This is a genomic window from Pseudomonas sp. NPDC090755, from assembly GCF_044769005.1.
Lineage (GTDB): Bacteria > Pseudomonadota > Gammaproteobacteria > Pseudomonadales > Pseudomonadaceae > Aquipseudomonas.
In genome coordinates, this window is record NZ_JBIVXC010000010.1 from 20647 (window position 1) to 47484 (window position 26838).

Below are 26838 nucleotides of genomic sequence, written 5' to 3' on the forward strand. Positions count from 1 at the left end.
AGCATTCGTTGTCAGGCGACCCCGAGCACCTTGAACACGAAACCGTATTCCAGCGCCACGTCCCGCAGTCCCTGGTAACGCCCGCTCATGCCGCCATGGCCGGCGCCCATCTCGGTCTTGAGCAGCAACAGGTTGTCGTCGGTTTTCGTCACCCGCAGACGGGCCACCCACTTGGCCGCTTCCCAGTACTGCACGCGGCTGTCGTTGTAGCCGGCCACCACCAGCAGGGCCGGGTAGGCCTGGGCCTTGACGTTCTCGTAGGGCGCATAGGCCTTGATCCTCTCGTACACCTCGGGCACTTGCGGATTGCCCCACTCGTCGTATTCGGTGACGGTCAGCGGCAGGTCCGGGTCGAGCATGGTGTTGAGCACATCGACGAACGGTACTTCAGCGATCGCGGCCTTGAACAGCTCGGGGCGCTGGTTGAGCACGGCACCGATCAGCAGGCCACCGGCGCTGCCGCCGCTGATCGCCAACTGCTCGGCCCGGGTCACCCCCTGGGCGATCAGGTGCTCGGCGCAGGCGATGAAGTCGCTGAAGGTGTTGTGCTTGTGTTCCTGCTTGCCGGCCCGGTACCAGGCTTCGCCCAGCTCGCCACCGCCACGCACGTGGGCGATGGCAAAGGCCACGCCGCGTTCCAGAAGGCTCAGGCGCGCATGGGAGAACCAGGGGTCCAGGCTTTCGCCGTAGGCACCATAGCCGTACAGGTACAGCGGTACCGGCTTGCCCAGGTCACTGCGGCGCTGGACCAGGCTGATCGGTACCTGGGTGCCGTCGCCAGCGGTGGCCCACAGGCGCTGGCTGACATAGTCGTCGGCATTGAACGGGCCGAGCACCGGGGTTTCCTTGAGCACCTGCTGGGCGCCGTCGACCAGCTCCAGCTGGCGCACCTGGGCCGGGCGGTTCAGGGACTGGTAGCGCAGGCGGATACGCTTGCTTTCGAACTCCAGGCTGTCCTGCACGTACAGGCTGTAGGCCGCATCTGGCAGTTCGACGCGGTAGGCGGGGAGCCCTTGTGGGTGGACCTCGATGATCGGCAGGCCGCCTTCGCGCAGGCTCAGGCTCAGGGCACCGGCGTTGAGGCTCAGGCCTTCGAGCATGATGGTGTCGCGGTGCGGCACCAGCAATTGCCACTGCTCGCGGCTGGGCACCTGCTCGCTGCCAGCCTGGTACAGGGCGAAGTTGATACCGTCCTGGTTGGTGCGGATGAACCAGCGCCACTGGCCGTCGAGCTGGCCGTGGTCGGGATAGTACTCGTGATGCTCGACCCGTGGCGCCAGGCAGGTGAAGTCGCCGTCAGGCCGCTCGGCGTCCAGCACCCAGGCTTCGCTGGTGGTCTTGCTGTTGAGCAGAAGGATCAGCTGGCGTTCGGAGCTGGCGCGGTAGCAATGCAGGAAGAAGCGGCCATCGTGTTCTTCGAACACCGTCTCGCAGCCTTCGCGACCCAGGCGGTGACGCAGCAGCTTGTAGGGGCGGTGGGTGTCGTCCAGTTCGGCGAAGAACAGCGTCTGGTTGTCGTTGGCCCAGGTCATGCTGCCGTCGCAGTCCTCAAACGGCAGTTGCTCGATGTCTCCGCTGGTCAGGTCCTTGACGTACAGGGTGTAGATTTCGTCGCCGGTGGTGTCGAGGCTGTAGGCCAGGCGCTGGTGGTCGGGGCTGACGTTGAAGGCGCCCAGGGACAGGAAGCCGCCATTGGCCAGCGGGTTGGGGTCCAGCAACAGTTCCTCGCGGCTTTCGTCCACGGTCACCGAGTCATCGGCCGGGCGCGGGCAGCGGTAGTGGCGCGCATATTCTTCGCCGGCGGTGGTACGGCTGTAGTAGAGGTATGGGCCCCAGGGCGAGGGTACCGACAGGTCGGTCTCCTGGATGCGCCCTTTGATCTCTTCGAACAGTTGCTCGCGCAACGGTGCCTGGTCGGCCAGTTGCGCCTCCTGATAGGCATTCTCGTCGTTCAGGTAGGCGATGACCTCGGGGGTGTCACGTTCCTGCAGCCAGGCATAGGGATCGGCGCCTTCAGCCTTGCGGGCAATCGGGGCGCGGGGGGCGGTGGCATCTGCGGACATGCGGGGATCTCTTGGCTGGGGGGCGCCTGCGCGCTCAAATATGTTTATCATAAGCGTCTATTTGCCTAGCTTGCCACGGACACCATGACCGAGAACGACTATCTGCTCGCCTGGGGCCTCTACGCCCTGGCCGCCCTGGGTTGCCTGGCGGTGGGCTTTCGCCTGACCCGCTGGATGTGGCGCTGGCTGCGCGAACCGCTGCGGGTGGTGATGGCGGTGCTGCTGCTGACTCCGACCATCGTCGACCCGGTCAAGGACAAGTTTGCCCCGGCCATCGCCATCGCCGCCCTCGACCTGCTGTTCAAGGTCGGCAACAACGAATTGCGCGCCGCCGCCGACCTTGCCATGTACGGCATGATCGCCTTCGCCCTGTACGGCGTGTTCGTGCTGCTGCGCTGGCCCCTGGAAAAACGCGCCCAAGCTCGCCGCGAGCGGGCGCAGGCAGCGGCCAAGCGTGACGCCGAAGAGGTCCTGGCCGAAGAGTCGATTGCCGTCGACAGCCGTGACCGCTACCGCAACCCGCCACAACCGCCGCAGGGCGGCAACCGATCTTCGCGGGTCGAGCCGCGCTTGTAGGATTTGCCCGGGAGCAGCCAAGCATGTGTGAACTACTGGGCATGAGCGCCAATGTGCCGACCGACATCGTCTTCAGCTTCACCGGGCTGATGCAGCGCGGTGGGCGGACCGGTCCGCACCGCGACGGCTGGGGCATCGGTTTCTATGAAGGGCGGGGTCTGCGCCTGTTCCAGGACCCGGCAGCCAGCTGCGAGTCGGAAGTGGCCAACCTGGTGCAGCGCTACCCGATCAAGAGCGAAGTGGTGATTGGCCACATTCGCCAGGCCAACGTCGGCAAGGTCTGCCTGTCCAACACCCATCCCTTCGTCCGTGAGCTGTGGGGGCGCAACTGGTGCTTTGCCCACAATGGCCAGTTGGGCGAGTTCCAGGGCCAGGCGAGCTTCTACCGGCCCATTGGCGACACCGACAGTGAAGCGGCGTTCTGCGACCTGCTCAACCGGGTGCGCGCAGCCTTCCCGGAGCCGGTGGTGGTCGAAGCCCTGCTGCCGGTGCTGGTCGAAGCCTGTGCCGAGTACCGCGGCAAAGGCGTGTTCAACTGCCTGCTCAGCGATGGCGACTGGCTGTTCTGCTTCTGCTCGACCAAGCTTGTGCATATCACCCGCCGGGCACCGTTCGGGCCGGCCCGGCTCAAGGATGTCGACATGATCGTCGACTTCCAGGCTGAAACCACGCCCAACGACGTGGTCACGGTAATCGCCACCGAGGCACTGACCGAGAACGAGACCTGGCAGCGTTACGAGCCCGGCCAGTGGGCGCTGTGGCGCCGTGGCGAATGCATCGCCCAGGGCCAACGCTAAGGAATAGCCGATGTTCAGAAGTTACCTGCGCCTGTTGCTGTTCACCTTCGGTCTGCTGGTCGGGGTGCAGGTGCCTGGCCTGATCAACGACTACGGCCAGCGGGTCGAGGCGCACCTGCTGGAGTCCCGCGAGGGCCTCAAGGGCTTCGAGGACACCGCCCGACGCTTCTTCAACGGCGACCTGCAGGCCCTGGTACGGCACTACCGCAGCAGCGACGATCCGGTGTTCAACAGCGATGCCAACAGCATCGAGAGCCTGCTGATCCGCAATCGCCTGTTCGAACGCGAGTGGCAGATCCTCCAGGGGCCGTGGCTGGAACGTACCTGGCATGTACTGGTGCGCGCCGACAGCCAGCTGCGCGAAGAAACCCTCAAGGGCTACAGCTACCAGATTCTCCTGGCACCCGAAGCGTTGGCCTGGGGCCTGGGTTGTGCCCTGTTGCTGGCCCTGACGGTGGAAAGCCTGTTGCTGCTGCTCGGTTGGCTGGCGCTGGGCGGGCGGCGCAAACCGGTGCCCGAGAGCTGGCGCTAGACCAGCACGATGCGCTCGGGGCCAGCGTTGGCGGCATAGCGTTCGAGCACGTTGCGACACAGCGCCACCACTTCATCCACCAGTTCCACGCCGGTCTGCCAGGCCACCACCAGCTCCAGGCTCGGGGGCTGGCGGATCAATGGCAATTGGATCAGATCGCCCCGTGCCAGTTCTTCGCTGACCAGCGCCGGCGGCAGGGCGCCGATGCCGAACCCGTCGCGCAACAGGCGGGTGATGGCCGCCACCGAGTTCACACAGTTGAGCCGCGGCGCGCTGACCCCTTCGGCCTGCAGCAGGCTGAGCACTTCCTGGTGCGGCCGGGAGTTCTTCGAGAAGGTCACGATGCGCTCGCGGGCAAGCTCGGCGAGGGAGGCGTAGTCGCGGTTGTAGATCGACTGGCTGGCGACGATCCAGCCCATGGGGTAACGCGCAAGGTCCAGGCTGCGGATCGATTCCTGGCGCAGCAGGTCGGTTTGCAGGATCACATCGAGAAAGCCTTTTTGCAGCTGTTCGCGCAAGTTCAGTGCCGTATCGGCGACCAGCTCGATTTCTACCTGTGGGTAGCGCTCCATCAGTTCCGACACCAGTGGGCTCATCCAGGTATGGATCACGGTGTCCATCACCCCCAGGCGCACCCGGCCGACCTTGGTCCGGTCGCTGTCCAGCGATTGCTTGAGGGCCTTGGCGGTGTCGAGCATCTGCTCGGCGTATTCGAGCACCTTGCTGCCTTCGGGCGTCAGGCTCACCCCGCGTGAGTCGCGCAGCAGCAGCTTGACCCCAAGGTCCGCCTCCAGCGCGGCGATGCGGCTGGAGATCGAGGCCTGGGTGGTGAAGAGCTTTTCGGCGGTCAGGCGAAAGCTCTTGAGCCGTGCGACCCAGACGAAGGTTTCGAGGAACTTGAGGTTCATGGCGCACTCACTGATCAATTTTTTCTTATGCCAGACCGCTGGTTTTTCTCGTTGGACGGCAATGCACACCCATCGAAAAATGTCAGTCAGGCCGCGACAAAGATCGTCGTCTTTAAAACAATACCAACAAGCTGAGGCAACCATGAACCCATCGGGCGTGCAGCACCAGGTCAAATCCAGTTCAGTGGCCGGTCCCTTCGACTGGTACCGCAACATCAACAAGCAGGAACGACGGACCTTCTGGAGCTGCAAGATCGGCTACGGCCTGGATGGCATGGACACCCAGATGCTCAGCTTCGTCATCCCCACCCTGATCGCCCTGTGGGGCATCACCACCGCCGAAGCCGGGCTGATCCACACCAGCACCCTGATCGCCTCGGCCCTGGGCGGCTGGATCGCCGGCATTCTCTCCGACCGTATCGGCCGGGTTCGCACCCTGCAGTTGACCGTGCTGTGGTTCGCCTTTTTCACCTTCCTCTGCGGCTTTGCCCAGAACTACGAACAACTGCTGATCGCCCGTACCCTGATGGGCTTCGGTTTCGGCGGCGAGTGGACCGCCGGTGCCGTGCTGATCGGTGAAGTGATCCGCGCCCAGGACCGCGGCAAGGCGGTGGGCATGGTGCAGTCGGGCTGGGCCATTGGCTGGGGCCTGACGGCGATCCTGTATGCCGTACTGTTCTCCGTGCTGCCGCCGGAAGATGCCTGGCGCGCGCTGTTCCTGCTGGGCCTGGTGCCGGCCGTGTTCGTGATCTTCGTCCGTCGTCTGGTCAAGGACCCTGAGATCTACCAGGCGACCAAGGCAGCGGAAAAACCTGAGGCGCCCTCGCATTTCTGGGAAATCTTCGCGCCCGGCATGCTCTCCACCACGATTCGCGCGTCCCTGCTGACCACTGGTGCCCTGGGCGGTTACTACGCGATCACCTCATGGTTGCCAACTTTCCTCAAGAACGAGCGCGGGCTCAGCGTACTGGGTACCGGTGGCTACCTGGCGATGGTCATCTTCGGCTCCTACATCGGTTATGTGGTGAGTGCCTATCTGACCGACCTGCTGGGCCGGAAAAAGAACTTCATCCTGTTCGCCGTGGGCTCGTTCATCATCGTCCTGCTCTACACCCAGATGCAGGTCAGCGATGGCGTGATGCTGTGGCTGGGCTTCCCCCTGGGCTTCTTCGCCTCGGGCATTTTCAGCGGCATGGGCGCGTTTCTCACCGAGCTGTTCCCCACCCGTATCCGTGGCTCGGGGCAGGGCTTCTGCTACAACATCGGCCGTGCCCTGGCGGCGTTCTTTCCGCTGCTGATCGGCATGCTAAGCCAGAAGGTGCCGCTGGGCCTGGGTATCGGCGGTTTTGCCGCGGTGTCCTACGGTGTGGTAATCCTGGCGGCCCTGAGCTTGCCGGAAACCCGTGGCAAACAACTTGAAGCCCGCTAAGGTCTTGCCTGAAGGAGTGTCAGACGTGAGCCGCCTGTTACTGAATTGCGATATGGGTGAGAGTTTTGGCAGCTGGACCATGGGCCTGGATGCCCAGGTCATGCCTTTTGTCGATTGCGCCAACATCGCCTGTGGCTTCCATGCCGGCGACCCGGGAATCATGCGCCAGACCGTGGCCCTGGCCGTGGCCAGTGGCGTGCGTGTCGGCGCCCACCCGGCCTACCAGGACCTGGCCGGTTTCGGTCGCCGTTCCATGGCCTGCAGCGCCGAAGAAATCCGCGACCTGCTGCACTACCAGATCGGCGCGCTGGACGGCATCTGCCGGACCCAGGGCACGCGTGTCGCCTACGTCAAACCCCATGGCGCGCTGTACAACGACATGATGGCCGATCCGCTCAAGCTGCGCGCGGTACTCGAAGCGGTCGCCGCCTATGACCGGCAACTGCCGTTGATGCTGATGGCCACCGCCGACAACAGCGCCGCCCAGGTCCTGGGCGATGAATACGGTGTGACCTTGTGGTTCGAGGCTTTTGCCGACCGTGCCTACGATGCGCGTGGCCACCTGGTGTCGCGACGCCTGCCGGGAGCGGTGCACCATGATCCGGCGGTGATCGTCGATCAGGCCCTGCGCCTGGCCCGTGGCGAGCCGCTGGTCGCGGTGGATGGCAGTGAACTGCGCCTGCAGGCACAGACCCTGTGCGTGCATGGCGACAACGAAAGCTCCGTGGCAGCGGTACAGCAGATTCGCAAGGCCCTCGATGCCCTGGAGGCCGCATGAGCTACCGCATTGAAACGGTGGCCATCGATTGCCTGATGGTGCGTTTGTTCGATGCCATCGATGAGGCCAACATGCCCTGGATGCTGGCGGCCAGTCAGCGCTTGCGGGCGACGTTCGCCGAATGGCTTATCGACCTGGTGCCGTCCTATACCACGGTGATGGTGCACTTCGACCTGATGCAACTGTCGCCGGAGCAGGCCCAGACGCTGATCCGCGAAGCACTGGAGCACTTGCAGCCGGATAACGGCACCGGCGGCCACCAGCACGAGATTCCAGTGTGGTACGACCTGAGCGTCGGCCCGGAGCTGAGCCTGCTGGCCGAGCGTTGCCGCACCTCGGTGGCCGATATCGTGCGCCGCCACAGCGAGCGCGAGTACCAGGTGTTTGCCCTGGGTTTCGCCCCCGGGTTCGCCTTCATGGGCCTGGTCGAAGAAGCCTTGGCCGCGCCGCGCCTGGCCACCCCGCGCAAACGGGTGGCGGCGGGCAGTGTCGGCATCGCCGAGCGCCAGACGGCGGCTTATCCGGCGGTATCGCCCGGTGGCTGGAACCTGATCGGGCGTACGCCGAGCAAACTCTTCGATCGCCAGCGCGACGGCTACAGCCTGTTGCAACCGGGTGACCGGGTGCGTTTTGTACCCGTGGACCGCACGACCTTCATCAACCTGGGCGGCGACGATACCCCGCTGGAGGTGCTGGCATGAGCCGCTTGTGGATCGAGGCCAGCACGCCGCTGTGCCTGTTGCAGGACGCCGGGCGCTTTGGCGTACGGCACCTGGGCGTGACCCAGGGCGGAGCGCTGGACTGGGTGTCGATGCGCTGGGCCAACTGGTTGCTGGGCAATGCCGCCGATGCCGCGGTGGTGGAAATCGCCCTGGGTGGCTTCAGCCTGGTGGCCGAAGCGGACTGTTGCCTGGCCCTGGCCGGTGCTGACCTGGACGCCCGCATCGATGGCCAGCCGCTCAAGCCCTGGTCGAACTTCACCCTCGCCAAGGGCCAGCGTTTGCGCCTGAACCAGCCCTTGCAGGGCGCCCGGGCGTACCTGGCGGCGCCAGGGGGCTTTGTTGCGCCGCAGGTGCTGGGCAGTTGCGCCAGCGTTGCACGTGAAGAGCTGGGCGGGTTGGATGGGTGTGGATCGGCGCTGGCCAAGGGGCAGCAACTGAACTACGAGGGCCAGGGCAGTGCACCGCGGGAAGTGCCTGCAGCACTGCGTCCTGACTTTACCGTCAATGCGCCGCTGGACCTGGTGCTGGGTGCCCAGGTCGCTGATTTCAGTGGCTTGAGCCTGTTCGATGCATTCAACCGTGACTGGACCCTGGACAGCCGTGCCGATCGCATGGGCATTCGTCTCTTGGGACCGGCCTTGCAGTACCAGGGGCCGGCGATGATTTCCGAAGGGATTCCGCTGGGCGCGGTGCAGGTGCCGCCGGATGGGCAGCCGATCGTGTTGCTCAATGATCGCCAGACCATTGGCGGCTATCCGCGGTTGGGGGCGTTGACGCCGCTGGCGCTGGCGCGCCTGGCGCAGATGTTGCCGGGGAGTGTGGTCAGGTTCAGGCCGGTGGTGCAGGCGATGGCCTGGCAGGAACAGCGGGCATTTTTGCAGCGGTTTGTGGCCTGATCGGGCCTCATCGCCGGCTATGCCGGCTCCCACAGGACTTAGGGTGACCTTGGGGTACTGTGGGAGCCGGCATAGCCGGCGATGGGCCGCATAGCGGCCCCAAGGCCTACTTGGACAAAAACCGCATCCCTTCCTCAAGCCCCCGCAAGGTCAGCGGATACATCCGGTCCTCGATCAGTTCGCGCACGATATTGGTCGAGGCGGTATACCCCCAGGTGTCCTTCGGATAGGGGTTGATCCAGATGAGCTTCTTGTACTTCTCCATGAAGCGTTGCATCCACACGTAGCCGGCTTCTTCGTTCCAGTGCTCGACGCTGCCACCCGGCTGGGTGATCTCGTAGGGCGCCATGGCCGCATCGCCGACGAACACCACTTTGTAGTCGGCACCGTACTTGTGCAGCAGGTCCATGGTCGAGGTGCGTTCGGAGGTGCGGCGCAGGTTGTTCTTCCACACCGACTCGTAGACGAAGTTGTGGAAGTAGTAGTACTCCAGGTGCTTGAACTCGGTCTTGCAGGCCGAGAACAGCTCTTCGCAGATTTTCACGTGGGCGTCCATCGAGCCGCCGATGTCGAACAGCAGCAGCAATTTGACGCTATTGCGTCGCTCCGGGCGCATCTGGATGTTGAGCAGGCCGGCATCGCGGGCGGTGTGGTCGATGGTACCGTCAATGTCCAGCTCCTCGGCCGCGCCCTGGCGGGCGAACTTGCGCAAGCGGCGCAGGGCCAGCTTGATGTTGCGCGTGCCCAGTTCCACCTGGTCGTCGAGGTTCTTGTACTCGCGCTGGTCCCAGACCTTGACCGCCTTGCCCTGGCGCTTGCCGGCATCGCCCACGCGAATGCCCTCGGGGTTGAAGCCACCCGAGCCGAACGGGCTGGTGCCGCCGGTACCGATCCACTTGTTGCCGCCGGCATGGCGTTCCTTTTGTTCTTCCAGGCGCTTCTTGAACTCTTCGATGAGCTTGTCCAGACCGCCCAGGGACTGGATCTGCGCGCGTTCCTCGTCGGTCAGGGAACGTTCGAATTCCTTGCGCAGCCAGTCTTCGGGAATCAACGCTTCCAGGTGCTGGTTGAGGTTCTCCAGGCCCTTGAAGTAGGCGGAGAAGGCCCGGTCGAACTTGTCGAAATGCCGTTCGTCCTTGACCAGGATCGCCCGCGACAGGAAGTAGAACTCGTCCATGTCGGCAAAGGTGACGCCCTGCTTGAGCGCATTGAGCAAATCAAGCAGCTCGCGCACCGACACCGGCACCTTGGCCGCGCGCATTTCATTGAACAGATTGAGCAGCATGGCAATGGCCTCCCGGCTCAGCGGTTGCCGCGACGGCTCATGAAGGCCAGGCGCTCGAGCAGTTGCACGTCCTGTTCGTTCTTCACCAGGGCGCCGGCCAGCGGTGGGATGGCCTTGGTCGGATCGCGCTCGCGCAGTACCGCTTCACCGATGTTGTCGGCCATCAGCAGCTTGAGCCAGTCGACCAGCTCCGAGGTGGACGGCTTTTTCTTCAGGCCCGGCACCTTGCGCACATCGAAGAACACGTCCAGCGCTTCACTGACCAGGTCCTTCTTGATGTTGGGGTAGTGCACGTCGACGATCTGCTGCAGGGTGTCGCGGTCGGGGAAGGCGATGTAGTGGAAGAAGCAGCGGCGCAGGAAGGCGTCCGGCAGCTCTTTCTCGTTGTTGGAGGTAATGATGATGATCGGGCGCTGCTTGGCCTTGATGGTCTCATCGGTCTCGTAGACGTAGAACTCCATCTTGTCCAGTTCCTGCAACAGGTCGTTGGGGAACTCGATGTCGGCCTTGTCGATCTCGTCGATCAGCAGGATGACCCGCTCCTCGGACTCGAACGCTTCCCAGAGCTTGCCTTTCTTCAGGTAGTTGCGCACATCATGGACCTTGTCCACGCCCAGCTGCGAGTCACGCAGGCGGCTGACCGCGTCGTACTCGTAGAGGCCCTGGTGGGCCTTGGTGGTCGACTTGATGTGCCAGGTGATCAGCTTGGCGCCAAAGGATTGGGCCAGTTGCTCGGCGAGCATGGTCTTGCCGGTACCCGGCTCGCCCTTGACCAGCAGTGGCCGCTCCAGGGTGATCGCCGCGTTGACCGCCAGTTTAAGGTCGTCTGTGGCGACGTATGCGCTGGTGCCTTCGAACTTCATGAACCGATCCTCTAACGTGGCGCCCGGGGTGCATGGCCCCCGGCGGAAAAATTGTCATGCACGACTATAACGCGGGCTCCGGCCGACTGGGAACGCAGACGGTCCATTCAGTCTCTGAATGGGCCGTCACTTGGTGACTCAGTCAGACTTGGGCGCAGGTTGCTCGTAACGTGCGTTGAACGCCTGGATAAAGCCATTGCGCAGGATCTGCAGGAACGCCTCGAAGGCGCTGATATCGCGTTTGTGTACGCTGCCGCGCAGTTCCACGCGGGTGGCGAACTGGTTCTTGCCCTGGTTTTTCAGGACCGTTTCGCCACCGCCGACCAGCGCTTCCCAGATCGAACGGAACAAGCCCTTTTCTTCATCCTTGACGTCCTGCTGCCAGTTGAACACATCGACGTCGCGCAGCAGCGGCTTGATGTAGCCGGTAAGCCGGCCTTTGCTGGCCTGGGCCTCGATCACCAGGTCGCCGTGGCCGGCATTGAAGTCGAACTTGCCATAGGCGTTGGCAAAATCATTGAGCTGGCGCAGCTGGATGCCGGTGGCGCGCAGGCGGAACTGGAAGTTGTCGAAGTCGCTGAACGGGTCGAACGTGGCGTTGCTCTCCACAGCGGCATCGCCGAGCAGCCGGGCCTTGCCATCAAAGCGGGCATCGCGCCGTCCCTTGAGGTCCTCGACGTTGGTCAGGTTGCGGATGCTGGCATCGAGCCGGGTGGCCTTGAGGTTGACCTGGGGCCTGGCGTTGAAGTTGCGAAAGCTCACGGTGCCGTTGTCGATGCGCACTTCATTGAGGGTAAGGGGCAGCAGCTTTTCCAGTTGCTGGCGCCAGTCGGTACCCTGGCCAGTCTGCGAGCTCTGCTTGCTGGCGCCGTCGACGAAATTCAGCTTGGGGCGTACGAAAAGCACTTCGGCAACCACGGCATGGTCGTACCACAGCGAACGCCAGCTGACCGACAGATCGATCAAGGGCGCCTCAAGCAACGGCACCGGTACCTTGCCGCTGGTCTTGACGATGGTCATCCCGTTGATCTTGTAGGCACCCCGCCACCAGGCCAGGTCCACGTCGGTGATCCGTCCCTGGTAGTCACCCATGTCGGCCAGCCGGTCGTTGAGGTAGTCGCGCACCAGCCAGGGCAGGGCCAGGTGCAGGCCGAGCAGCAACAGGGCAATCCCCAACAGCCCCCCGAGGGGCCAGCGATAACGGCGTTTCATCGGTCGGGTTTCCAGCAGGGGTATAGATCGGTTGACCCCTGTCGTTGGCGTCGGTTCGCTGCTTATGGACGCACCGACGTCGCAGGCTTAACCTTGAAGTTTTCCGTCCGCAGTCCAAAAGGACCCCTGCCATGAGCCGTATTTTTGCTGACAACGCGCACTCCATCGGTAACACACCGCTGGTGCAGATCAACCGCATCGCCCCGCGCGGCGTGACCATCCTGGCCAAGATCGAAGGGCGCAACCCGGGCTATTCGGTCAAGTGCCGGATCGGTGCGAACATGATCTGGGACGCTGAAAGCAGCGGCAAACTCAAACCGGGCATGACCATCGTCGAGCCCACCTCGGGCAACACCGGCATTGGCTTGGCCTTTGTCGCCGCCGCCCGTGGTTACAAGCTGCTGCTGACCATGCCGGCGTCCATGAGCATCGAGCGGCGCAAGGTACTCAAGGCGCTGGGCGCCGAGCTGGTGCTGACCGAGCCTGCCAAGGGCATGAAAGGGGCGATCGAGAAAGCCGGCGAAATCGTTGCCAGCGATCCGGCCCAGTACTTCATGCCTGCGCAGTTCGACAACCCGGCCAACCCGGCGATCCACGAGAAGACCACCGGTCCGGAAATCTGGAACGACACCGATGGCGCGGTCGATGTACTGGTAGCCGGCGTCGGCACCGGCGGCACCATCACCGGCGTGTCGCGCTACATCAAGCAGACCCAGGGCAAGGCGATCCTGTCCGTGGCGGTCGAGCCGATTACCTCGCCGGTGATCACCCAGACCCTGACCGGCCAGGAGGTCAAGCCCAACCCGCACAAGATCCAGGGCATCGGCGCCGGTTTCGTGCCCACGAACCTCGATCTGTCGATGGTCGACCAGGTCGAGCTGGTCAGTGACGAAGAGGCCAAGGCCATGGCCCTGCGCCTGATGCAGGAGGAGGGGATCCTCAGCGGGATTTCCTGTGGCGCGGCGATGGCAGCGGCGGTGCGCCTGGCGGAGAAGCCGGAGATGCAGGGCAAGACCATCGTGGTGATCCTGCCCGACTCCGGTGAGCGCTACCTGTCGAGCATGCTGTTCAGCGATCTGTTCACCGAGCAGGAAAACCAGCAGTAATGCGCCCCGGCGCTGATCGAGGGCAAGGGTCGGCGCCGGGCTTTGTTACACAATCCTTAAAACACAATGCCAGCCCCGGTTGTTTTTAGCGGGGGTGGATCGGTTTATGATGCTCGAAATGCTGGCAGTGATCGCCCGATCGTAATTCCAAGGAGTGTTGCATGACCTTTTCCTTTGCCGCCAAGGCAGGTGTTCTGTTGCTGTTTTTCGGCAGCACGCTCTACGTCCACCTGCGCGGCAAGGCGCGTTTGCCGATGTTGCGCCAATTCGTCAACCACTCGGCGCTGTTTGCCCCTTACAACGCCATGATGTACCTGTTCTCCGGCGTGCCGTCCAAGCCCTACCTCGATCGCAAGCGCTTTCCCGAGCTCGATGTACTCAAGGACAACTGGCAGGTGATCCGCGAAGAGGCCATGCACCTGTTCGACGAGGGCTACATCCGCGCCGCGCAGAAGGACAACGATGCCGGTTTCGGTTCGTTCTTCAAGAAGGGCTGGAAGCGTTTCTACCTGAAGTGGTACGACAAACCGCTGCCATCGGCCCAAGCGCTGTGCCCGCGAACGGTCGAATTGGTCAACAGCATTCCCAACGTCAAGGGCGCGATGTTCGCCCTGTTGCCCGGCGGCAGCCACCTCAACCCACACCGCGACCCCTTTGCGGGTTCCTTGCGCTACCACCTGGGGCTGTCGACGCCCAACTCCGACGACTGCCGGATCTACGTCGATGGCCAGGTCTATGCCTGGCGCGACGGTGAAGACGTGATGTTCGATGAAACCTATGTGCACTGGGTGAAGAACGAGACACAAACCACCCGGGTGATCCTGTTCTGCGACGTCGAGCGACCTCTGAGCAGTCCGTTGATGACCCGTATCAACCGCAAGGTCAGCGCCTTCCTCGGTCGCGCCACCGCGCCGCAGAACACCGACGACGAGCGCGTGGGCGGGATCAACCAGGCCTATGCCTGGAGCAAGCGCTTCAGCACCGTCATCAGTGGCCAGGTCAAGCAGTTCAAGCGCGCCAACCCCAAGGCCTACCGGGTGTTGCGTCCGGTGCTGGCGGTGGTGGTGGCCTACCTGTTGTATTGCTGGCTGTTTTGAGAAAAGCATCGCGGGGCAAGTCGAGTCGTCGCACCGCCGCTCCTACAGGTTCTCACTCTGTAGGAGCGGGCTTGCCCCGCGATAAACTCACCGCTATAGTCAGCCACAGTTCATCTCACCGAAGACCTGCTCATGCCAGCTTCCTGCCTATCCACCGTATTCGCTACCGCGCCCGACGCGGTTGTCGTTGTGCGTGGCAGTCAGCAGCCGGCCATGATCAGTCACTACCCACCACCTGTCAGTAGCGTGGTCGTGTGCGTTGTCGCACCGCCAGCGGTGGTAGTGCTGGGCTAAGCGGCCAATCGCTGCGTCCCCACACACCTGCACCCTACTGAATACGGTTGGCTGCCCCTCGCCGGTAGCACCGTTCGGCTTATCTGCCCGAATTACAGGTGGCATTCATGTCAGTTCTATCGAAACAATCCGTGGCCTCGGCGGCCACCACCGGCCTGTTCGTCCTGCTCTGGAGTAGCGGGGCGATCGGCTCCAAGCTGGGCCTGGCCCACGCCAGTCCCTTTGCCTTTTTGCTGTTGCGTTCGGCCCTGGCCCTGTGCGGCCTGTTGCTGCTTGCCCCACTGCTCAAACTGCGCTGGCCGCGCCACCGTGCCGGGGTGCTGCAGGCCCTGGCCACCGGCTGCGTACTGCTCGGTGCCTACCAGATCTTCTACCTGCTGGCGCTGAACACCCATGTCACCCCGGGGATCATGGCTACGGTCATGGGCGTGCAACCCATCCTCACGGTGGTGCTGATGGAGCGTCAGCGTTCCTTCACCCGGCTGTTCGGCCTGGGCCTGGGCTTGAGCGGGTTGATCATGGTGGTCTACCAGGGCATCGGGCTGGGCGGTATCTCCCTGGCCGGCATGCTGTTCGCCCTGCTGGCGCTGGCGAGCATGACCCTGGGCTCGATCATGCAAAAACGCATTACCGACAACCCCATGGGCACCTTGCCGCTGCAGTACATGGCCGGCCTGCTGATGTGTGCCGTGTTCGCGCCGTTCCAGACCCTGCACGTCGAGCTGAACGGCAGTTTCATTGCTGCCTTGCTGTGGATGGGCCTGGTGGTGTCGTTGCTGGCGACCCTGCTGCTGTACCGGTTGATCGCCAAGGGTAACCTGGTCAATGTCACCAGTCTGTTCTACCTGGTGCCGGCGGTGACGGCGCTGATGGATTACCTGATCTTTGGCAATCGCCTGGCGACACTCAGCTTGCTGGGCATGGGCTTGATCGTGATCGGCCTGTTGTTCGTGTTCCGCAAGCCGGCTGCGCCAGCGGCACAATTGCAGGCGGACTAGCACAGATCACCGCCCGGCAGCGTGCCGGGCGGTTTCTGCTTCAGAAGTAGTAGCCGATGTTGATGTTGGTCCGGTAGTACCAGTCGTTGCTGCCGACCGAACTGGTGCTGGTCCAGCCGGTGCCATTCTCCGCGCCGCCGAAGGGGTTGGCATTCTTCGCCCAGGTGAAGTCGACCCAGGCCATGATCGGCATGGCCAGGAACTGTGCGCCGACGGTAAACATCTGCGAGTCGTCCCAGCCGCTCTTGTCTTTCATCATCCGGCTGTAGTCGTTGTACACCTTGATCTTTTTCAACTGGCCCAGGCTTGGGGTGAATATGTCGTAGCCGATGTTGATCGAGCCGATGGTGGCCTTGGAGGCGATCAGGAAGGCCGGGGTCAGGCCGTTGCCACCCATCAATACCGAATCATTGCTGACGCCGTCGGGGTTCTGCGGATCGTACTCGTATCGGATCGCCTGGCTGGTGACAGTCCAGTTGCCAGCGTTGACGATCGCGTGTACGCCGCCCGCCCAGTAGTCGCCATCATCGCGCGTGGTGGCGTTGTACAGCTCGGCGGCAGCCAGAGACGCACCGATTTCGGTTTTCCAGCCATCGCCGGTGAAGGTCCTCGCCACTCGTGCGTTGACCTGGTTGCGTTTCTCGTTGTCCTGGCGCGATTGGGTAAAGGCCACGGCGTTGTCGTCGAGGTCGGCATAGCGGCCGACTTCCGGCGAGTAGCGGATACCGGCAGGCAGCATGCGCGGAAAGTAACCCAGTTGCAGGTCCCATTCCTTGTCCTTGTAGGTGTATTTCAAACCGGTGCCGGCGCTGACGCCATAACCCATGAAGAACGGGATGTGGTAACTCCAGCCGAACTGCGGATACGGCTCCAGCCCAAAGGGTTTGAAGGGCGCGCCCAATTGCACAGTGGAGTTGGCGTTGAAGCGATAGCCGATGTAACCGCGGTCGATCGAGCGTTTGCCGTCGTCCTGGAACCAGTAGCCGACATCGCTGAATAGCTGCTTGTGGGTAGCCTGGACATCCAGGCGGAAGGTGTCGAAGAGGAAGCGGCCGTTGTTCTCGGTGGTGTCCCAGTGCTCATCGCGGTAATTGACCCGCAGCGCACCGCCGATATCCAGCGAGCTCTGGCCGTCATCACTGCGCAGGGCGATATGCGGGAAGGGTTTTTTCACCACAGGTGGCTGGTCTGGCGCCGCCGGTCCGGGCTCGGAAGCGAAACTGGCGGCGCTGCTGATGATCAGGCCCAGGCTTATCACGTACTTGTTCATATCAATGCCCTGCAAGGTTGAGCAGTTTCCGACGGCAACACCTGTCCTGCGCCTTGAACAAGACGTTGGGCATTTTTTGGTGGGGCTTACGGCAGCTGGCGATGTTGGCTTTTATTGTTTTATAGGTAATACGCTGTTTAAAGGTTGAACTCGATAAACAGGAGAGCAGGATCTATGCCAGTGCTGGAGAGGGCGGTTGCTTTTGGTAAAGTCCATGAAAAACAATTGTTTATATCTGAAACGCACATAGTTGTGCCGCTCCTGAAACAGGCTGGTCTGAAAGTAACAATGTGCTGAAAACTGTGTGCATCCAAAGTGCACAGTGAACAGAAAGGGCGCACTTCTTGTTTTATGGTCGAATAATTAGCAGGCTTTTCAATAGCTCGATGGGCATAAGAAAGGTTCTTCACGATTGTTGGGGGGAGAGGGCCAGGGTTGGGGTGTGGAGGTTGCAGGCTTATCCATTTGATGCAGCGACGCTGCCGGCCCCTTCCGCCTTTACGGCGGGTTCCTTTTGTCTTGGTGTCCGGTCCGTACATCTTGGCAAAAGGAACCAAAACCGCCTGCTCCTGCATCCGGCCCTACGCTGCGCTCCGGGTCCCTTCGCTCCGGCGTCTTCCGGGGCCACGCGGCACTACGACTTGCTTCGCAAGTCTACGGCTCGCGTTCTTCGGCTGCGCCGAAGGTGCTACTCACCGGCCCCTCCAGACACCTCCACTCGGCCTCCTGAAGTCGCGAAGTTACGGGCGGCGTTTGCGCTTATGCATCTTCGAAATCAAAGGTTGGAGCCGCAAGCACAGCATCGCGGGACAAGCCCGCTCGCAAAGCGAATATCGACCCGCTCTTGCTCTTGATTTTCATGCACGCAAGTTCAGGCGCCGCAGACCGCGACTTCAGGAGGCCGAGTGGAGGCACCTGTAGGGGCCGTGCGTAGCACCTTCGGCGTCAGCCGAAGAACGCGAAAGCAAGTCGTAGGCCGCGTGGCCCCGGAGGGTGGCGCAAGGAGGGTACCCGGAGCGTAGCGTAGGGCCGGATGCAGGAGCCAGCGGTTTTGCCAACTTTTTCCAAGAAAAAAGTTGGCCGCCGTAAAGGCGGAAGGGGCCAGCAGCGTCGCCACAGGAAATGGATAAGCGCACAACCTTAACACCCAAGCCCAAACCCAAGCCCAAGGATCCTATCCCCCGACATTCCGTGAGGAACCAAAAAAAAGCCGACCCCTTCGGGTCGGCCAATCCTGCGCGTGATCAATCGAAGCGATTAAAGATCCAGCACCATCCGCCGGCTCTTGCAACCGGAGACACACACCATCATCGACTTGTTCGCCGCTCGTTCAGCCTTGGTCAGCACACCATCGCGGTGGTCGATTTCGCCCTCCAGTACGCGGGTTTCGCACGAGCCGCAGACCCCTTCGCGGCAGCTGTACTCGATGTCGCAACCGGCTTCGAGCAGCACATCCAGCAGATTCAACCCCGGCTCGATGTTCAGCGTTTTCCCTGACTTTTTAAGCTCGACACTGTAACTGTCCTGGGCATCTTCCGACGGCGGCAGCTCCGCGGCGGTGAAGCGTTCGATGTGCGCATGAGGGTAGCCCAGGCTTTCGCAGGTGCTTTCGAAGGCGTCGAGCATCGGCGTCGGGCCGCAGCAGTAGAAGTGCGTGTCGGCAGGCTGGCCGGCCAGGTAATGGGCCAGGTCCGGCACCGCGTTCTTTTCGTCGTTGAAGTGGTAGACCACTTTGGCGTGAAGGCCGCTGAGCTCTTCCAGCAGCGCCGCTTCCTTGCGCGAGCGGGCGCAGTAGATCAGCTCGGCGGATTTGCCCAGGGCCAGCAACTGGCGAAACATGCAGTAGATCGGGGTAATGCCGATGCCGCCGGCCACCAGCACGTTATGGCTGGCATGCGGGTCGAGGGCAAAGTTGTTGCGCGGTTGCGAGATGTTCAGCTGGCTGCCCACCCGCAGTTGCTCATGGACGAAGGCCGAGCCACCACGGCTGTTGCGATCGCGCAGGATGCCGACCACGTAACGGCCCTTGTCGCTCGGTGAGTTGAGCAACGAGTAGCTGCGCACCAGGCCGTTGGGCAGGTGCAGGTCGATGTGCGAGCCGGCTTCGAACGGCGGGAATACGGTGTCGCCCCAAGGGCGAAGTTCGACGCTGATGATGCCTTCGGCTTCATGGCGCAGGGTATGCACCAGCGCGGTGATGGTAGAGGAGTTGGACATCGGTCACCTCAATGGCGCAGTGCGCAAGTCAATGTCGAGCCGGGCGCTGGCTTCGATTTCCACCACCAGCTCAGGGAACACCAGGGCGCTCACTTCAACCAGGGTGGAGGTGGGGTAGCAGGCAAACCCGGCGAAGAAGTCGCGCCGGGCGCGACCTACTTCGTCCTTGTCGGCAATCCGGGTGACGTACACCGTCAACCGGTACAGGTTGCCGATGTGCCCGCCGGCGGCTTCAACCAGTGCCCGGATCTTGTTCAGTACCAGCAGGGTCTGTTCGTAGGCACCCAGCGGGGAGCCAGCTTCACTGGCCTGGCGCGTGGCCGGATGCCCGGTCATGCCGGACATCACCAGTTCGTTGCCGAGCAACAGGGCGTTGGACCAGCTGGCGGTGGCCAGCTCGCTCAGTTCCCTTGCCTGGATACGGTGCACGGCCAGGCTCATGACAGCTGTTTCGCTTCGATCAGCGCCAATTGCTCCTTGGCCTTGCCCTTGAGGAAGCGGCGCAGGCGCACCACGCCAAGGTCATGCTGGTACAGGTTCTCGCGCTGGTTGGCATCGGGCTCCATGAATTCCAGCAGCACCCGGTCCTGTTCCAGCACCGCCCAGTGGCGGGCTTCCAGGCGGTTCTTGTAGAGGAAGCGCCAGGTGTCGCGCTGCCAGCCGGTCAGTGGCCGGGCGCGCCAGTGGAACACCGCCGACAGGCTGCGGCTGCTCGGGGTGTAGCTGCCGATGATGGTGAAGTTGCCGCCCGGACCGCCGGTTTTCGGGTAGGGGATTTCCAGGCGCAGCCAGTGGCAGCCGTTGTCGAGGAACTCGGTCCAGTCGAAGTTGACCCCGCGCTGGCCTTCCTTCTCGAAGAAGAAGCCCTGCTCGGTATCGCGGGTAACGAATTTGGCGGTGGCTTCGCCTTCGCTCATGGAGTGCGACATCTTGTGCAGGTAGGTCCCGTGCATCGGGTCCATGACATTGTCGAGCACGTAGCGGTAGTCGCCTTTCCACTCGGTGTAGCAGAGGAAGCTGCTCCACTCGGGCGAGGTCAATTGCTCGGGCAGTACCAGCTCCGGCGGGGTGTCCAGGTGCGGGTCGGTGGCATTGAACAGGAAGATCGCCCCGGCAGCTTCTCGGGTGTGGAACATCCGGGTCGGGCGGCTGCCTTCCAGCTTGCAGCCCGGGCTACCGGGGACCTTGGTCACGGTGCCGTCGCAGCGCACTTCGACGCCGTGGTACGGGCACTGCAGCCGGTCACCCAGCACCGGGCCCTGGGACAACGGCGCACCGCGGTGCGGGCAGTGGTCTTCAAGGGCATGCACGCTGCCATCGTTATCGCGCCACAGGGCGATCTTGTAGCCCAGGCGGCGGATCGATACCGGCTTCTCGCCCAGCAGCTGCGACGGCAACACGGGAAACCAGAGGTCTTTGAGGCCGTTGGCCAGGTGGTTCTCAACAGGATCGACGGTGAATTGCATATTCATCTTGTTCTACCTCCGGCGGGTCATGCGCCCAGCCGCGCCATCAGGGTTTTATAGGAGTCTTCGGTCCACTCGCCGCTGGTCAGCGGGCAGGGCGGCCCGGCCAGGTTCAGGTGCGCCAGCAGCTCGGGCAGCTCGGTCACGCCGTTGCCGTAGGCGCGTTCGATGGAGTCGCCAAGCAACTCCTCGAACGGGGTATTGGGCCGTTTGCGGGCCTGATGGGGCTCCAGGTAGCGTTCGGTGTTGCTCATGTCATTGACCTCCATTGCGGACCCGTTCGCGGATCGTTTCGCGGACCGGGACAAAGTCGTACGTTGGATAGCATTCGGTGCGGAACACGCCCCAGGCGGCGCGCTCCAGTTCAACATTGACCTTGCCGAGCAGGCTCGGCGGCAGGCGCAGGGTGACGATCTGGCCCAGGCCCATGGCCACGGTCCAGGACACCAGCTCGACGCCGGCGGGTGGGAAACTGTCCCACCAGCCCATCTTCTTCATGTGCGCCTGGATTTCCTCCAGGTTCTTCGACTGGTCGTGCCTGAGCACCACCGTCAGCAGCAGCGTTTCGCTCATGGCCTAACCCTTGGGCTTGTCGGTGAGGAACTTGCCTTGCGGTGCTTCGACGTGTTGCTGGCGTCGGGTGTTGCCATCGATGCCGCCGGCGATCGCCCACTCGGCGAATACGGTCGGGCCAGGTTCGAATTCCCGTGGCTGCCATTCACCGGTCAATTGGTCTTCATCGGCGTAGTACTCGACCAGGGCACCGGCCGGGTTCTTGAAGTACCAGAAGAACGCCGACGACACCGGATGCCGACCCGGGCCGATTTCGGTGGCCCAGCCGCTGCGCGAGATGTGCATGCCGCCACCGAACACTTCGTGCAGGTCGCGCACGGTGAAGGCCACGTGGTTGAGGCCGGCCCGCGGTGCTGGCAACTGGAGCATGAACAGGTCGTGGTGGCCGCCTTCCTCGGCGGTGCGCAGGAAGGCGCCACGGTTGGGGTAGCGGTCCGAGGCCTGGAAGCCGAAGCGCTCGTGGTAGAAGGCTTCGCAGGCATTGACGTCCTTGACGAAGAACACCACATGGCCGACTTCGATCGGCGTGGCGCGCTCGTAGACCGGCGCCGGCTTGTTGATCCGGCCCTTGGTCTGCCAGGTATTGTGGCCGCTGCACTCGATGTCCAGCGCCCGCTTGCGGGTCACCTGCAAGCGGATCGCCAGGCCATTGGGGTCGGTGCAACCGATACGGCCGTTGCCTTCGACAAAGCCAGGATCATTGGCGATGCGTTGGCTGTACAAGGCCAGGTCGGCATCGCTTTCCACGCCCCAGACCACCTCGCGCACGGTCGAGCCCGGTTCGATGGCCGGTGGCAGCCCTGCCTTGTTGATGTCGGCCAGCACTACCCGGCAGCCGTTGAGGGTTTCAAAGATCACTTCATCGGCCTGTTCGCTGACCTTGCTCAGGCCCCAGTCGCTGAAGAAGCGCACGCAAGTGTCGAGGTCTTCGACGCCGTAGGTGACTTCATCGATGCCCAATACGCTCATGGCCTTGCCTCCGCACCGGCCCAGGCCAGTGGTTGATCGTTCATGCCCCAGTAGAGGCTCTTCTGTTCCATGTACTGCAGGATGCCCAGGCGGCCTTTCTCGCGGCCCAGGCCGCTGTCACGCCAGCCGCCGAAGGGCGTTGCGATGGAGAACTGCTTGTAGGTGTTGATCCACACCGTGCCGGCCTGGATCTTGCGACCCAGGGCCCAGGCGCGCTTGTAGTCGCGGCTCCAGATGCCGGCGGCGAGGGCATAGAGGCTGTCGTTGGCCTGCTCGATCAGTTCGGCTTCGCTGTCGAAGGGCAGGGCCACCAGCACCGGACCGAAGATCTCTTCCTGGCAGGTCTGCTGGCTGTTGCTCAGGCCTTCGAGGATGGTCGGCGGGTAGAAGTAACCCTGGTCGTAGATACCGCCGGCTGGCCGCTGGCCGCCGAGCAGCAGGCGACCACCTTCGGCCAGGCCGAGGGCGACATAACGTTCCACCGACTCGCGATGCGCGGCGCTGATCAGCGGGCCCATCTGCGTCGCTTCGTCAGCGGGATCGCCCAGGCGCAAGCGTGCCGCCCCGGCAACCAGGCGCTGCATGAAGGGTTCATACAGGGCGCGGGCGACGAACAGCCGCGAGCCGGCGATGCAGGCTTCGCCCGAAGAGCTGAAAATGCCGTAGAGCACGCCGGCGACGGCGTGATCGAGATCGGCATCATCGAGGACGATGGTCGGCGACTTGCCGCCCAGTTCCAGCGATACCGGCATCATCTTGTCGGCGGCGATGTGGGCGATGTGCTTGCCGGTCCTGGTCCCGCCGGTGAACGACACGCGCTTGACCAACGGGTGGCGGGTCAAGGCATCGCCGAGTACCGAGCCCTTGCCCGGCAGCACGCTGATCAGGCCCTTGGGCAAGCCTGCGTCTTCGCAGATCCGGGCCAGTTGCAGGGCCAGCAATGGCGTGATCTCGGCCGGCTTGATCACCACCGCGTTGCCGGCGGCCAGGGCCGGGGCGACTTTTTGCGCTTCGCTTGCGATCGGCGAATTCCACGGCGTGATGGCGGCGACCACGCCCATGGGCTCGTACACGCTCATGCTGACGAAGTCACCGCGCGACGGCGTAATGGTCTCTTCCAGGGTTTCGCAGGCGGCGGCGAAAAACTGGAAGGTGCCGGCGGCGCTGGCCACCAGTGCACGGGTTTCATTGATCGGCTTGCCGTTGTCCTGGCGTTGCAACTGCGCCAGTTCTTCACCGCGCTGGCGGATCAGGTCGGCGATACGGTACAGCACGGCGGCCCGCTCATGCGGCTTGCGCTGGGCCCAGCCGCTGTGCAGGAAGGCCTGGTGGGCACCTTGCACGGCCTCTTCGACGTCTTCGAGGCTGGCGGCATTGAGCCAGGCCACCGGCTCGCCCGTGGCCGGGTAGCGGGTGGCGTAGCGTTCACCGCCACCCAGGCGCCAGGTGCCGGCGATGCTGATAGGTAGAGTCTGTTCCAGAGTCATCGACGTTCCCCTAGATGGAAATGGCATGGGCGTGGTTGCCCAGGGCACGGACCACGCTGTAGACGGTCAGGGCCGAGGTCTTCGGGTTGGCCTGCAGCGGCTTGCCGCGCAGGCTCATTTCGAAACCGCCGAAGGCACCACGGGCTTCGAAGTGGTGAACGTTCTCTTCACTCAAGGGATCCGCGATCAGCGTTACCTGTGTGCGGTCCAGGCCCAGCCCGGCCAGCGACAAGGTGGCGGCGACGTTGGCGTTCTTCGGGTACAGGCGCGCAGCTTCGCGAGCGCTGCCCTGGAAAATCACCGTGGCCTGGTCAATCGCGTCCAGGTCGCAGACCTGCTCGGCGGGGGTGTTCTTCCACGCCCTGGCCGGTTTGCGTCCGGTGTAGTCGACCGAGTCGATGCCGCCGACCTTGGCCGCCGACAGGGCATCGATACCGCCAATGGCGCCGGGCAGCAGTTCGATTCGCGTGTTACCACGGGCAGCGGCGGCTTCCAGTCGTTCGACCAGGCCAGGTTCGGACAACGCGCCGACCGAGACGACCAGGCAGGCGATACCCCGCTCCAGCGCGGGCAGCACATGTTCTTCGATGGCCTGGTGGCCGGCGCACTCGACCACAAGGTCCGGACGCGCGTCGGCGGGCAAGGCGGTGAGCACCTGCGGCGGGCACTTGAAACTGGCCAGGCGCTGGCGCACCAGCGCCTCGGAGCCGGCCGAAGCGATCACATGCTCGACGCGCAGCTGTGGATCGCTCTCCAGCAGTTCCAGCACCGAGACGCCAATGGCGCCGCAGCCGATCATGGTGATAGTGAGCATGTTGCAATCCTCAGGCCGTGGCTTTCTGGGCTTTGGTTTCGCTGTTGGGTGGGCCGGCGAACTGGGTGGCAAAGCCACCGACGCTGAGCATGTCGACTTCCAGCAGGAACGGGCCGCCCTGGCTCAGCGCACTGTCGAGCACCGGACCAAAGTCTTTCAGGTCGCTGACCAGGCCATGACGCAGGCCAATGGATTCGGCGAGCTGGGTGTAGTTCGGCGTGTGCAGCTCGACATAGGCATGGCGAGCGCCATAGATGGCGTCCTGGATATTGCGGATCACGCCGTAGCGCTGGTCGTTCATCAGCAGGATCACCACGTTGGCCTTTTCCTGCACCAGGGTCGCCAGCTCACCCAGGTTGAGGATGAAGCCACCGTCACCGGCCAGGGCGAAGACCTTGCGCTGCGGGTCGGTTTCTGCCGCCGCGACGCCAGCACCGATGCCCATGGCCAGGCCCTGGCCGATACCGCCACCCAGGGCATGCACGCCCGACAGCGGGTGGTAAAGGTTGAGCAGACGGTTGCCCCAGATGCTGTTGGACAGGGTCACATCACGCACCCAGGAGAAGTTGCGTCCGGTCAGTGCTTGCAACTGCTCGACCATGGCCGAGTAAGGACCCAGGTCGGCCACCAGCTGGGCGCGGGATTGCGCGCGCACCGCCTTGAGTTCATCGATGAAGCTCGGGTCGATGTTCAGGCGGCCTTGCAGGCGATCCGCCAGACCGTCGAGGGCCAGCGCCGAGTCGCCGCAGATGAACAGCTCGCTGGAGTAGCTGCGGCCTTCGATGGCCGGGTTGGCGTCGATGCGCAGGGTGGTGCGCGGCAGCTTCAGGGCGTACTTGAAGGTCTCGTTGCTGCGCAGCCGCGAGCCGGCCACGACCAGCGCGTCGCAGGTCTGGAGGAAGCCTTCGACGAGTTTGTTCTGCGAGAAGGCGCCCAGGCAACGCTCGTCGTCTTCGTTGACCACGCCACGGCCTTGAGTGGAAGTGATCACGCCAACGCCCATGTCCATCAGGCGCTTGACCTGCGGGCCGGCGTGCCGGGCGCCGCCGCCGAGCCAGAGCAGCGGGCGGGTGGCGCTGGCCAGGCGTTCGGCGACCAGGTCCAGGGCTTCCGGGGCTGGCACGGCGACGGGAATGGGCAGCGGCGACAGGTCAGTCGGCATGGGGATGAAGGTCGACTGGATGTCGATCGGGATCTCGACGCTGACCGGGCCGGTGGGCGCGGTCAGGGCAGTCTGCACCGCAAGCTTCAGGGTGCTCAGCGCGGTCTCGACGCTACGCACGCGGAAGGCCGCCTTGGACACCGCCTTGAGCATGGTCAACTGATCGCGGGCTTCATGGATGTAGGCGAAGTCCTGGTCCAGATACGGCGTCTCGATCTGCCCGGTGATGTGCAGCAGCGGCGTGCCGGCGGTCAGTGCCTCGACCAGTGCGCCGGCGGCGTTGCCGGCGGCGGTGCCGGTGGAGGTCAGGCACACACCCAGGCCACCGGTGGTGCGGGCATAGGCGTCGGCCATGTTGGTCGCCCCGGCTTCGCCGCGGGCCATGACGAAGCGGATGTTGCCGCGCACGGCGAAGGCGTCGAGGATCGGCATGTTGTGGATCGAGATCACACCGAACGCGGCCTTGACCTCGCATTGTTCGAGGAACGCGGTGATGGCAGCGCCAACGGTGACAGTGTTTTCATTACGCATGGCGGGACAGGCCTCCAGAAACATCGATATGGCTGCCGGTGGTGTAGGCCGACAGCGGCGAAGCCAGGAACAGGATGGCCTGGGCTGCCTCTTTGGGCAGGCCCAGACGACCCAGGGGAATGTGTTTGCGTTGCGCCAGTTGCGCGGTCCATTGCGACCAGTCGAGTGCGCGCTCCTCGCGGGCCTCGAAGCGCCGGCGCCACTGGCCGGACTCGACCAGGCCAATGAGAATGCCGTTGACCCGGATGTCTTTTTCAGCGAACTCGGTAGCCATCGAACGCACCAGGTTCTTCAGCCCCGCACGGGCCGCCGAAGTGGCGACCATGTGCGGCTCCGGTTGACTGGCCAGCAGCGAATTGACGCAGACGATCGAGGCGCCGGCCTGGCCTTGCAGTTGTGGCAGGAAGGCGCGCACCGGGTAGATCACCGAGAAGAATTTCAGCTGCAGCTCTTCGCTCCAGGCTTCGTCGGTGGTGTCGGCGAAGGTCGATACCCGGCCTTGGCCGGCGTTATTGATCAGCACCCGGGCTGGGCCCAGGGCGGCCAGGCTGGCGGCGGCGAAGGCCTGTACCGATTGGCTGTCGAGCACGTCGCAGACCTGGGCCAGCAAGCGCGCCTGGGGAAAGCGTTCGCGCAAGCGGGCTTCGGCGCTCTGCAGACGCTCCTGATCACGGCCGCAGAAGGCCACCGCCGCACCGGCCTCGAGCAGTTGTTCGACACAGGCCAGGCCGATTCCGGAGGAGCCGCCGGTGACAATCGCCGTGCTGCCTTGCAGTTGATAAAGGCTGCTCAT

At 63.6% G+C, this 26838-nt stretch carries 26 protein-coding genes; 10 read left to right on the forward strand and 16 right to left on the reverse strand.

Annotated features, from left to right (window positions below; all coding sequences use genetic code 11):
* Positions 1-11: 11 nt before the first annotated feature.
* Positions 12-2063, reverse strand: coding sequence for a S9 family peptidase (locus ACIQUS_RS15855; protein WP_403048280.1), 2052 nt, complete (start codon positions 2061-2063; stop codon positions 12-14).
* A gap of 84 nt (positions 2064-2147) precedes the next feature.
* On the opposite strand from ACIQUS_RS15855, the gene ACIQUS_RS15860 reads away from it, so the two are divergent.
* Genes ACIQUS_RS15860 through ACIQUS_RS15870 form a run of 3 tightly spaced genes read left to right on the forward strand, consistent with a single transcriptional unit; the run spans position 2148 to position 3968 of the window.
* Complete coding sequence (locus tag ACIQUS_RS15860; protein ID WP_403048281.1) at positions 2148-2639, forward strand: MFS transporter; 492 nt, start codon at positions 2148-2150, stop codon at positions 2637-2639.
* A 23-nt stretch (positions 2640-2662) separates the two neighbouring features.
* Complete coding sequence (locus ACIQUS_RS15865; protein ID WP_403048282.1) at positions 2663-3436, forward strand: class II glutamine amidotransferase; 774 nt, start codon at positions 2663-2665, stop codon at positions 3434-3436.
* A gap of 10 nt (positions 3437-3446) precedes the next feature.
* Positions 3447-3968, forward strand: a complete 522-nt coding sequence (locus ACIQUS_RS15870) for a DUF2937 family protein (protein ID WP_403048283.1) — start codon at positions 3447-3449, stop codon at positions 3966-3968.
* On the opposite strand, the gene ACIQUS_RS15875 is transcribed toward ACIQUS_RS15870, so the two are convergent.
* A complete protein-coding gene (locus tag ACIQUS_RS15875) occupies positions 3965-4876 on the reverse strand; it encodes a LysR family transcriptional regulator (RefSeq protein ID WP_403048284.1) in 912 nt (303 codons plus the stop codon). The two genes, ACIQUS_RS15870 and ACIQUS_RS15875, sit on opposite strands and share 4 nt — an antisense overlap.
* A 142-nt stretch (positions 4877-5018) precedes the next feature.
* Here ACIQUS_RS15875 and ACIQUS_RS15880 point away from each other — a divergent pair, with 142 nt between their 5' ends.
* The 4 genes from ACIQUS_RS15880 to ACIQUS_RS15895 are packed head-to-tail and all read left to right on the forward strand — an operon-like array spanning position 5019 to position 8701.
* Complete coding sequence (locus ACIQUS_RS15880) at positions 5019-6305, forward strand: MFS transporter (RefSeq protein WP_403048285.1); 1287 nt, start codon at positions 5019-5021, stop codon at positions 6303-6305.
* A 25-nt stretch (positions 6306-6330) separates the two neighbouring features.
* Positions 6331-7083 carry a 5-oxoprolinase subunit PxpA gene (locus ACIQUS_RS15885; RefSeq protein WP_403048286.1) on the forward strand — a complete coding sequence of 251 codons (753 nt, stop codon included), beginning with the start codon at positions 6331-6333 and terminating at the stop codon, positions 7081-7083.
* Positions 7080-7784: a 5-oxoprolinase subunit PxpB gene (pxpB, locus tag ACIQUS_RS15890; RefSeq protein WP_403048287.1), complete on the forward strand. Its 705-nt coding sequence runs from the start codon at positions 7080-7082 to the stop codon at positions 7782-7784. Before ACIQUS_RS15885 ends, pxpB begins: the two co-directional genes overlap by 4 nt.
* On the forward strand, positions 7781-8701 hold the full coding sequence (locus ACIQUS_RS15895) for a biotin-dependent carboxyltransferase family protein (protein WP_403048288.1): 921 nt from the start codon (positions 7781-7783) through the stop codon (positions 8699-8701). Before pxpB ends, ACIQUS_RS15895 begins: the two co-directional genes overlap by 4 nt.
* 106 nt (positions 8702-8807) lie before the next feature.
* On the opposite strand, the gene ACIQUS_RS15900 is transcribed toward ACIQUS_RS15895, so the two are convergent.
* The 3 genes from ACIQUS_RS15900 to ACIQUS_RS15910 form a co-directional block, all read right to left on the reverse strand.
* Positions 8808-9986, reverse strand: a complete 1179-nt coding sequence (locus ACIQUS_RS15900) for a VWA domain-containing protein (RefSeq protein ID WP_285862529.1) — start codon at positions 9984-9986, stop codon at positions 8808-8810.
* A 17-nt stretch (positions 9987-10003) separates the two neighbouring features.
* Positions 10004-10849, reverse strand: a complete 846-nt coding sequence (locus ACIQUS_RS15905) for a MoxR family ATPase (RefSeq protein WP_065761662.1) — start codon at positions 10847-10849, stop codon at positions 10004-10006.
* 138 nt (positions 10850-10987) lie between these two features.
* A complete protein-coding gene (locus ACIQUS_RS15910; protein WP_403048289.1) occupies positions 10988-12061 on the reverse strand; it encodes a DUF748 domain-containing protein in 1074 nt (357 codons plus the stop codon).
* A 131-nt stretch (positions 12062-12192) separates the two neighbouring features.
* Between ACIQUS_RS15910 and cysK the strand changes: the two genes are divergently transcribed.
* The 3 genes from cysK (at position 12193) to ACIQUS_RS15925 (ending at position 15556) form a co-directional block, all read left to right on the forward strand.
* Entirely contained in the window at positions 12193-13167 is a 975-nt protein-coding gene (gene cysK / locus ACIQUS_RS15915) for a cysteine synthase A (RefSeq protein ID WP_403048290.1), read from the forward strand.
* 161 nt (positions 13168-13328) lie between these two features.
* Positions 13329-14264: an aspartyl/asparaginyl beta-hydroxylase domain-containing protein gene (locus ACIQUS_RS15920; protein WP_403048291.1), complete on the forward strand. Its 936-nt coding sequence runs from the start codon at positions 13329-13331 to the stop codon at positions 14262-14264.
* A 401-nt stretch (positions 14265-14665) separates the two neighbouring features.
* The gene (locus tag ACIQUS_RS15925) at positions 14666-15556 is read left to right on the forward strand and encodes a DMT family transporter (protein ID WP_403048292.1); all 891 of its coding nucleotides are present in this window, start codon (positions 14666-14668) and stop codon (positions 15554-15556) included.
* A 40-nt stretch (positions 15557-15596) separates the two neighbouring features.
* On the opposite strand, the gene ACIQUS_RS15930 is transcribed toward ACIQUS_RS15925, so the two are convergent.
* The 11 genes from ACIQUS_RS15930 to ACIQUS_RS15980 all read right to left on the reverse strand — a co-directional run bounded on the left by ACIQUS_RS15930 (position 15597) and on the right by ACIQUS_RS15980 (position 26838).
* Positions 15597-16826, reverse strand: a complete 1230-nt coding sequence (locus ACIQUS_RS15930; protein ID WP_403048293.1) for a hypothetical protein — start codon at positions 16824-16826, stop codon at positions 15597-15599.
* A 1257-nt stretch (positions 16827-18083) separates the two neighbouring features.
* The gene (locus ACIQUS_RS15935; protein WP_403048294.1) at positions 18084-19043 is read right to left on the reverse strand and encodes a PDR/VanB family oxidoreductase; all 960 of its coding nucleotides are present in this window, start codon (positions 19041-19043) and stop codon (positions 18084-18086) included.
* A gap of 3 nt (positions 19044-19046) precedes the next feature.
* The gene (locus ACIQUS_RS15940; protein WP_403048295.1) at positions 19047-19484 is read right to left on the reverse strand and encodes a Rid family hydrolase; all 438 of its coding nucleotides are present in this window, start codon (positions 19482-19484) and stop codon (positions 19047-19049) included.
* Complete coding sequence (locus ACIQUS_RS15945) at positions 19481-20515, reverse strand: Rieske 2Fe-2S domain-containing protein (RefSeq protein WP_403048296.1); 1035 nt, start codon at positions 20513-20515, stop codon at positions 19481-19483. Before ACIQUS_RS15945 ends, ACIQUS_RS15940 begins: the two co-directional genes overlap by 4 nt.
* A gap of 20 nt (positions 20516-20535) precedes the next feature.
* Positions 20536-20763, reverse strand: a complete 228-nt coding sequence (locus ACIQUS_RS15950; protein WP_403048297.1) for a recombinase-like helix-turn-helix domain-containing protein — start codon at positions 20761-20763, stop codon at positions 20536-20538.
* 1 nt (position 20764) lies between these two features.
* Positions 20765-21082 (reverse strand): hypothetical protein, encoded by a 318-nt coding sequence (locus ACIQUS_RS15955; RefSeq protein WP_403048298.1) that lies wholly within the window; start codon positions 21080-21082, stop codon positions 20765-20767.
* 3 nt (positions 21083-21085) lie between these two features.
* Positions 21086-22051, reverse strand: coding sequence for a VOC family protein (locus tag ACIQUS_RS15960; RefSeq protein ID WP_403048299.1), 966 nt, complete (start codon positions 22049-22051; stop codon positions 21086-21088).
* Positions 22048-23538, reverse strand: a complete 1491-nt coding sequence (locus ACIQUS_RS15965; RefSeq protein WP_403048300.1) for an aldehyde dehydrogenase — start codon at positions 23536-23538, stop codon at positions 22048-22050. The genes ACIQUS_RS15960 and ACIQUS_RS15965 overlap by 4 nt, the downstream gene beginning before the upstream one ends.
* A gap of 10 nt (positions 23539-23548) precedes the next feature.
* Positions 23549-24352, reverse strand: a complete 804-nt coding sequence (locus ACIQUS_RS15970) for an aspartate dehydrogenase (RefSeq protein WP_403048301.1) — start codon at positions 24350-24352, stop codon at positions 23549-23551.
* Positions 24353-24362: 10 nt separating this feature from the next.
* Positions 24363-26045: a thiamine pyrophosphate-binding protein gene (locus ACIQUS_RS15975; RefSeq protein WP_403048302.1), complete on the reverse strand. Its 1683-nt coding sequence runs from the start codon at positions 26043-26045 to the stop codon at positions 24363-24365.
* On the reverse strand, positions 26038-26838 hold the full coding sequence (locus ACIQUS_RS15980; protein ID WP_403048303.1) for an SDR family oxidoreductase: 801 nt from the start codon (positions 26836-26838) through the stop codon (positions 26038-26040). The genes ACIQUS_RS15975 and ACIQUS_RS15980 overlap by 8 nt, the downstream gene beginning before the upstream one ends.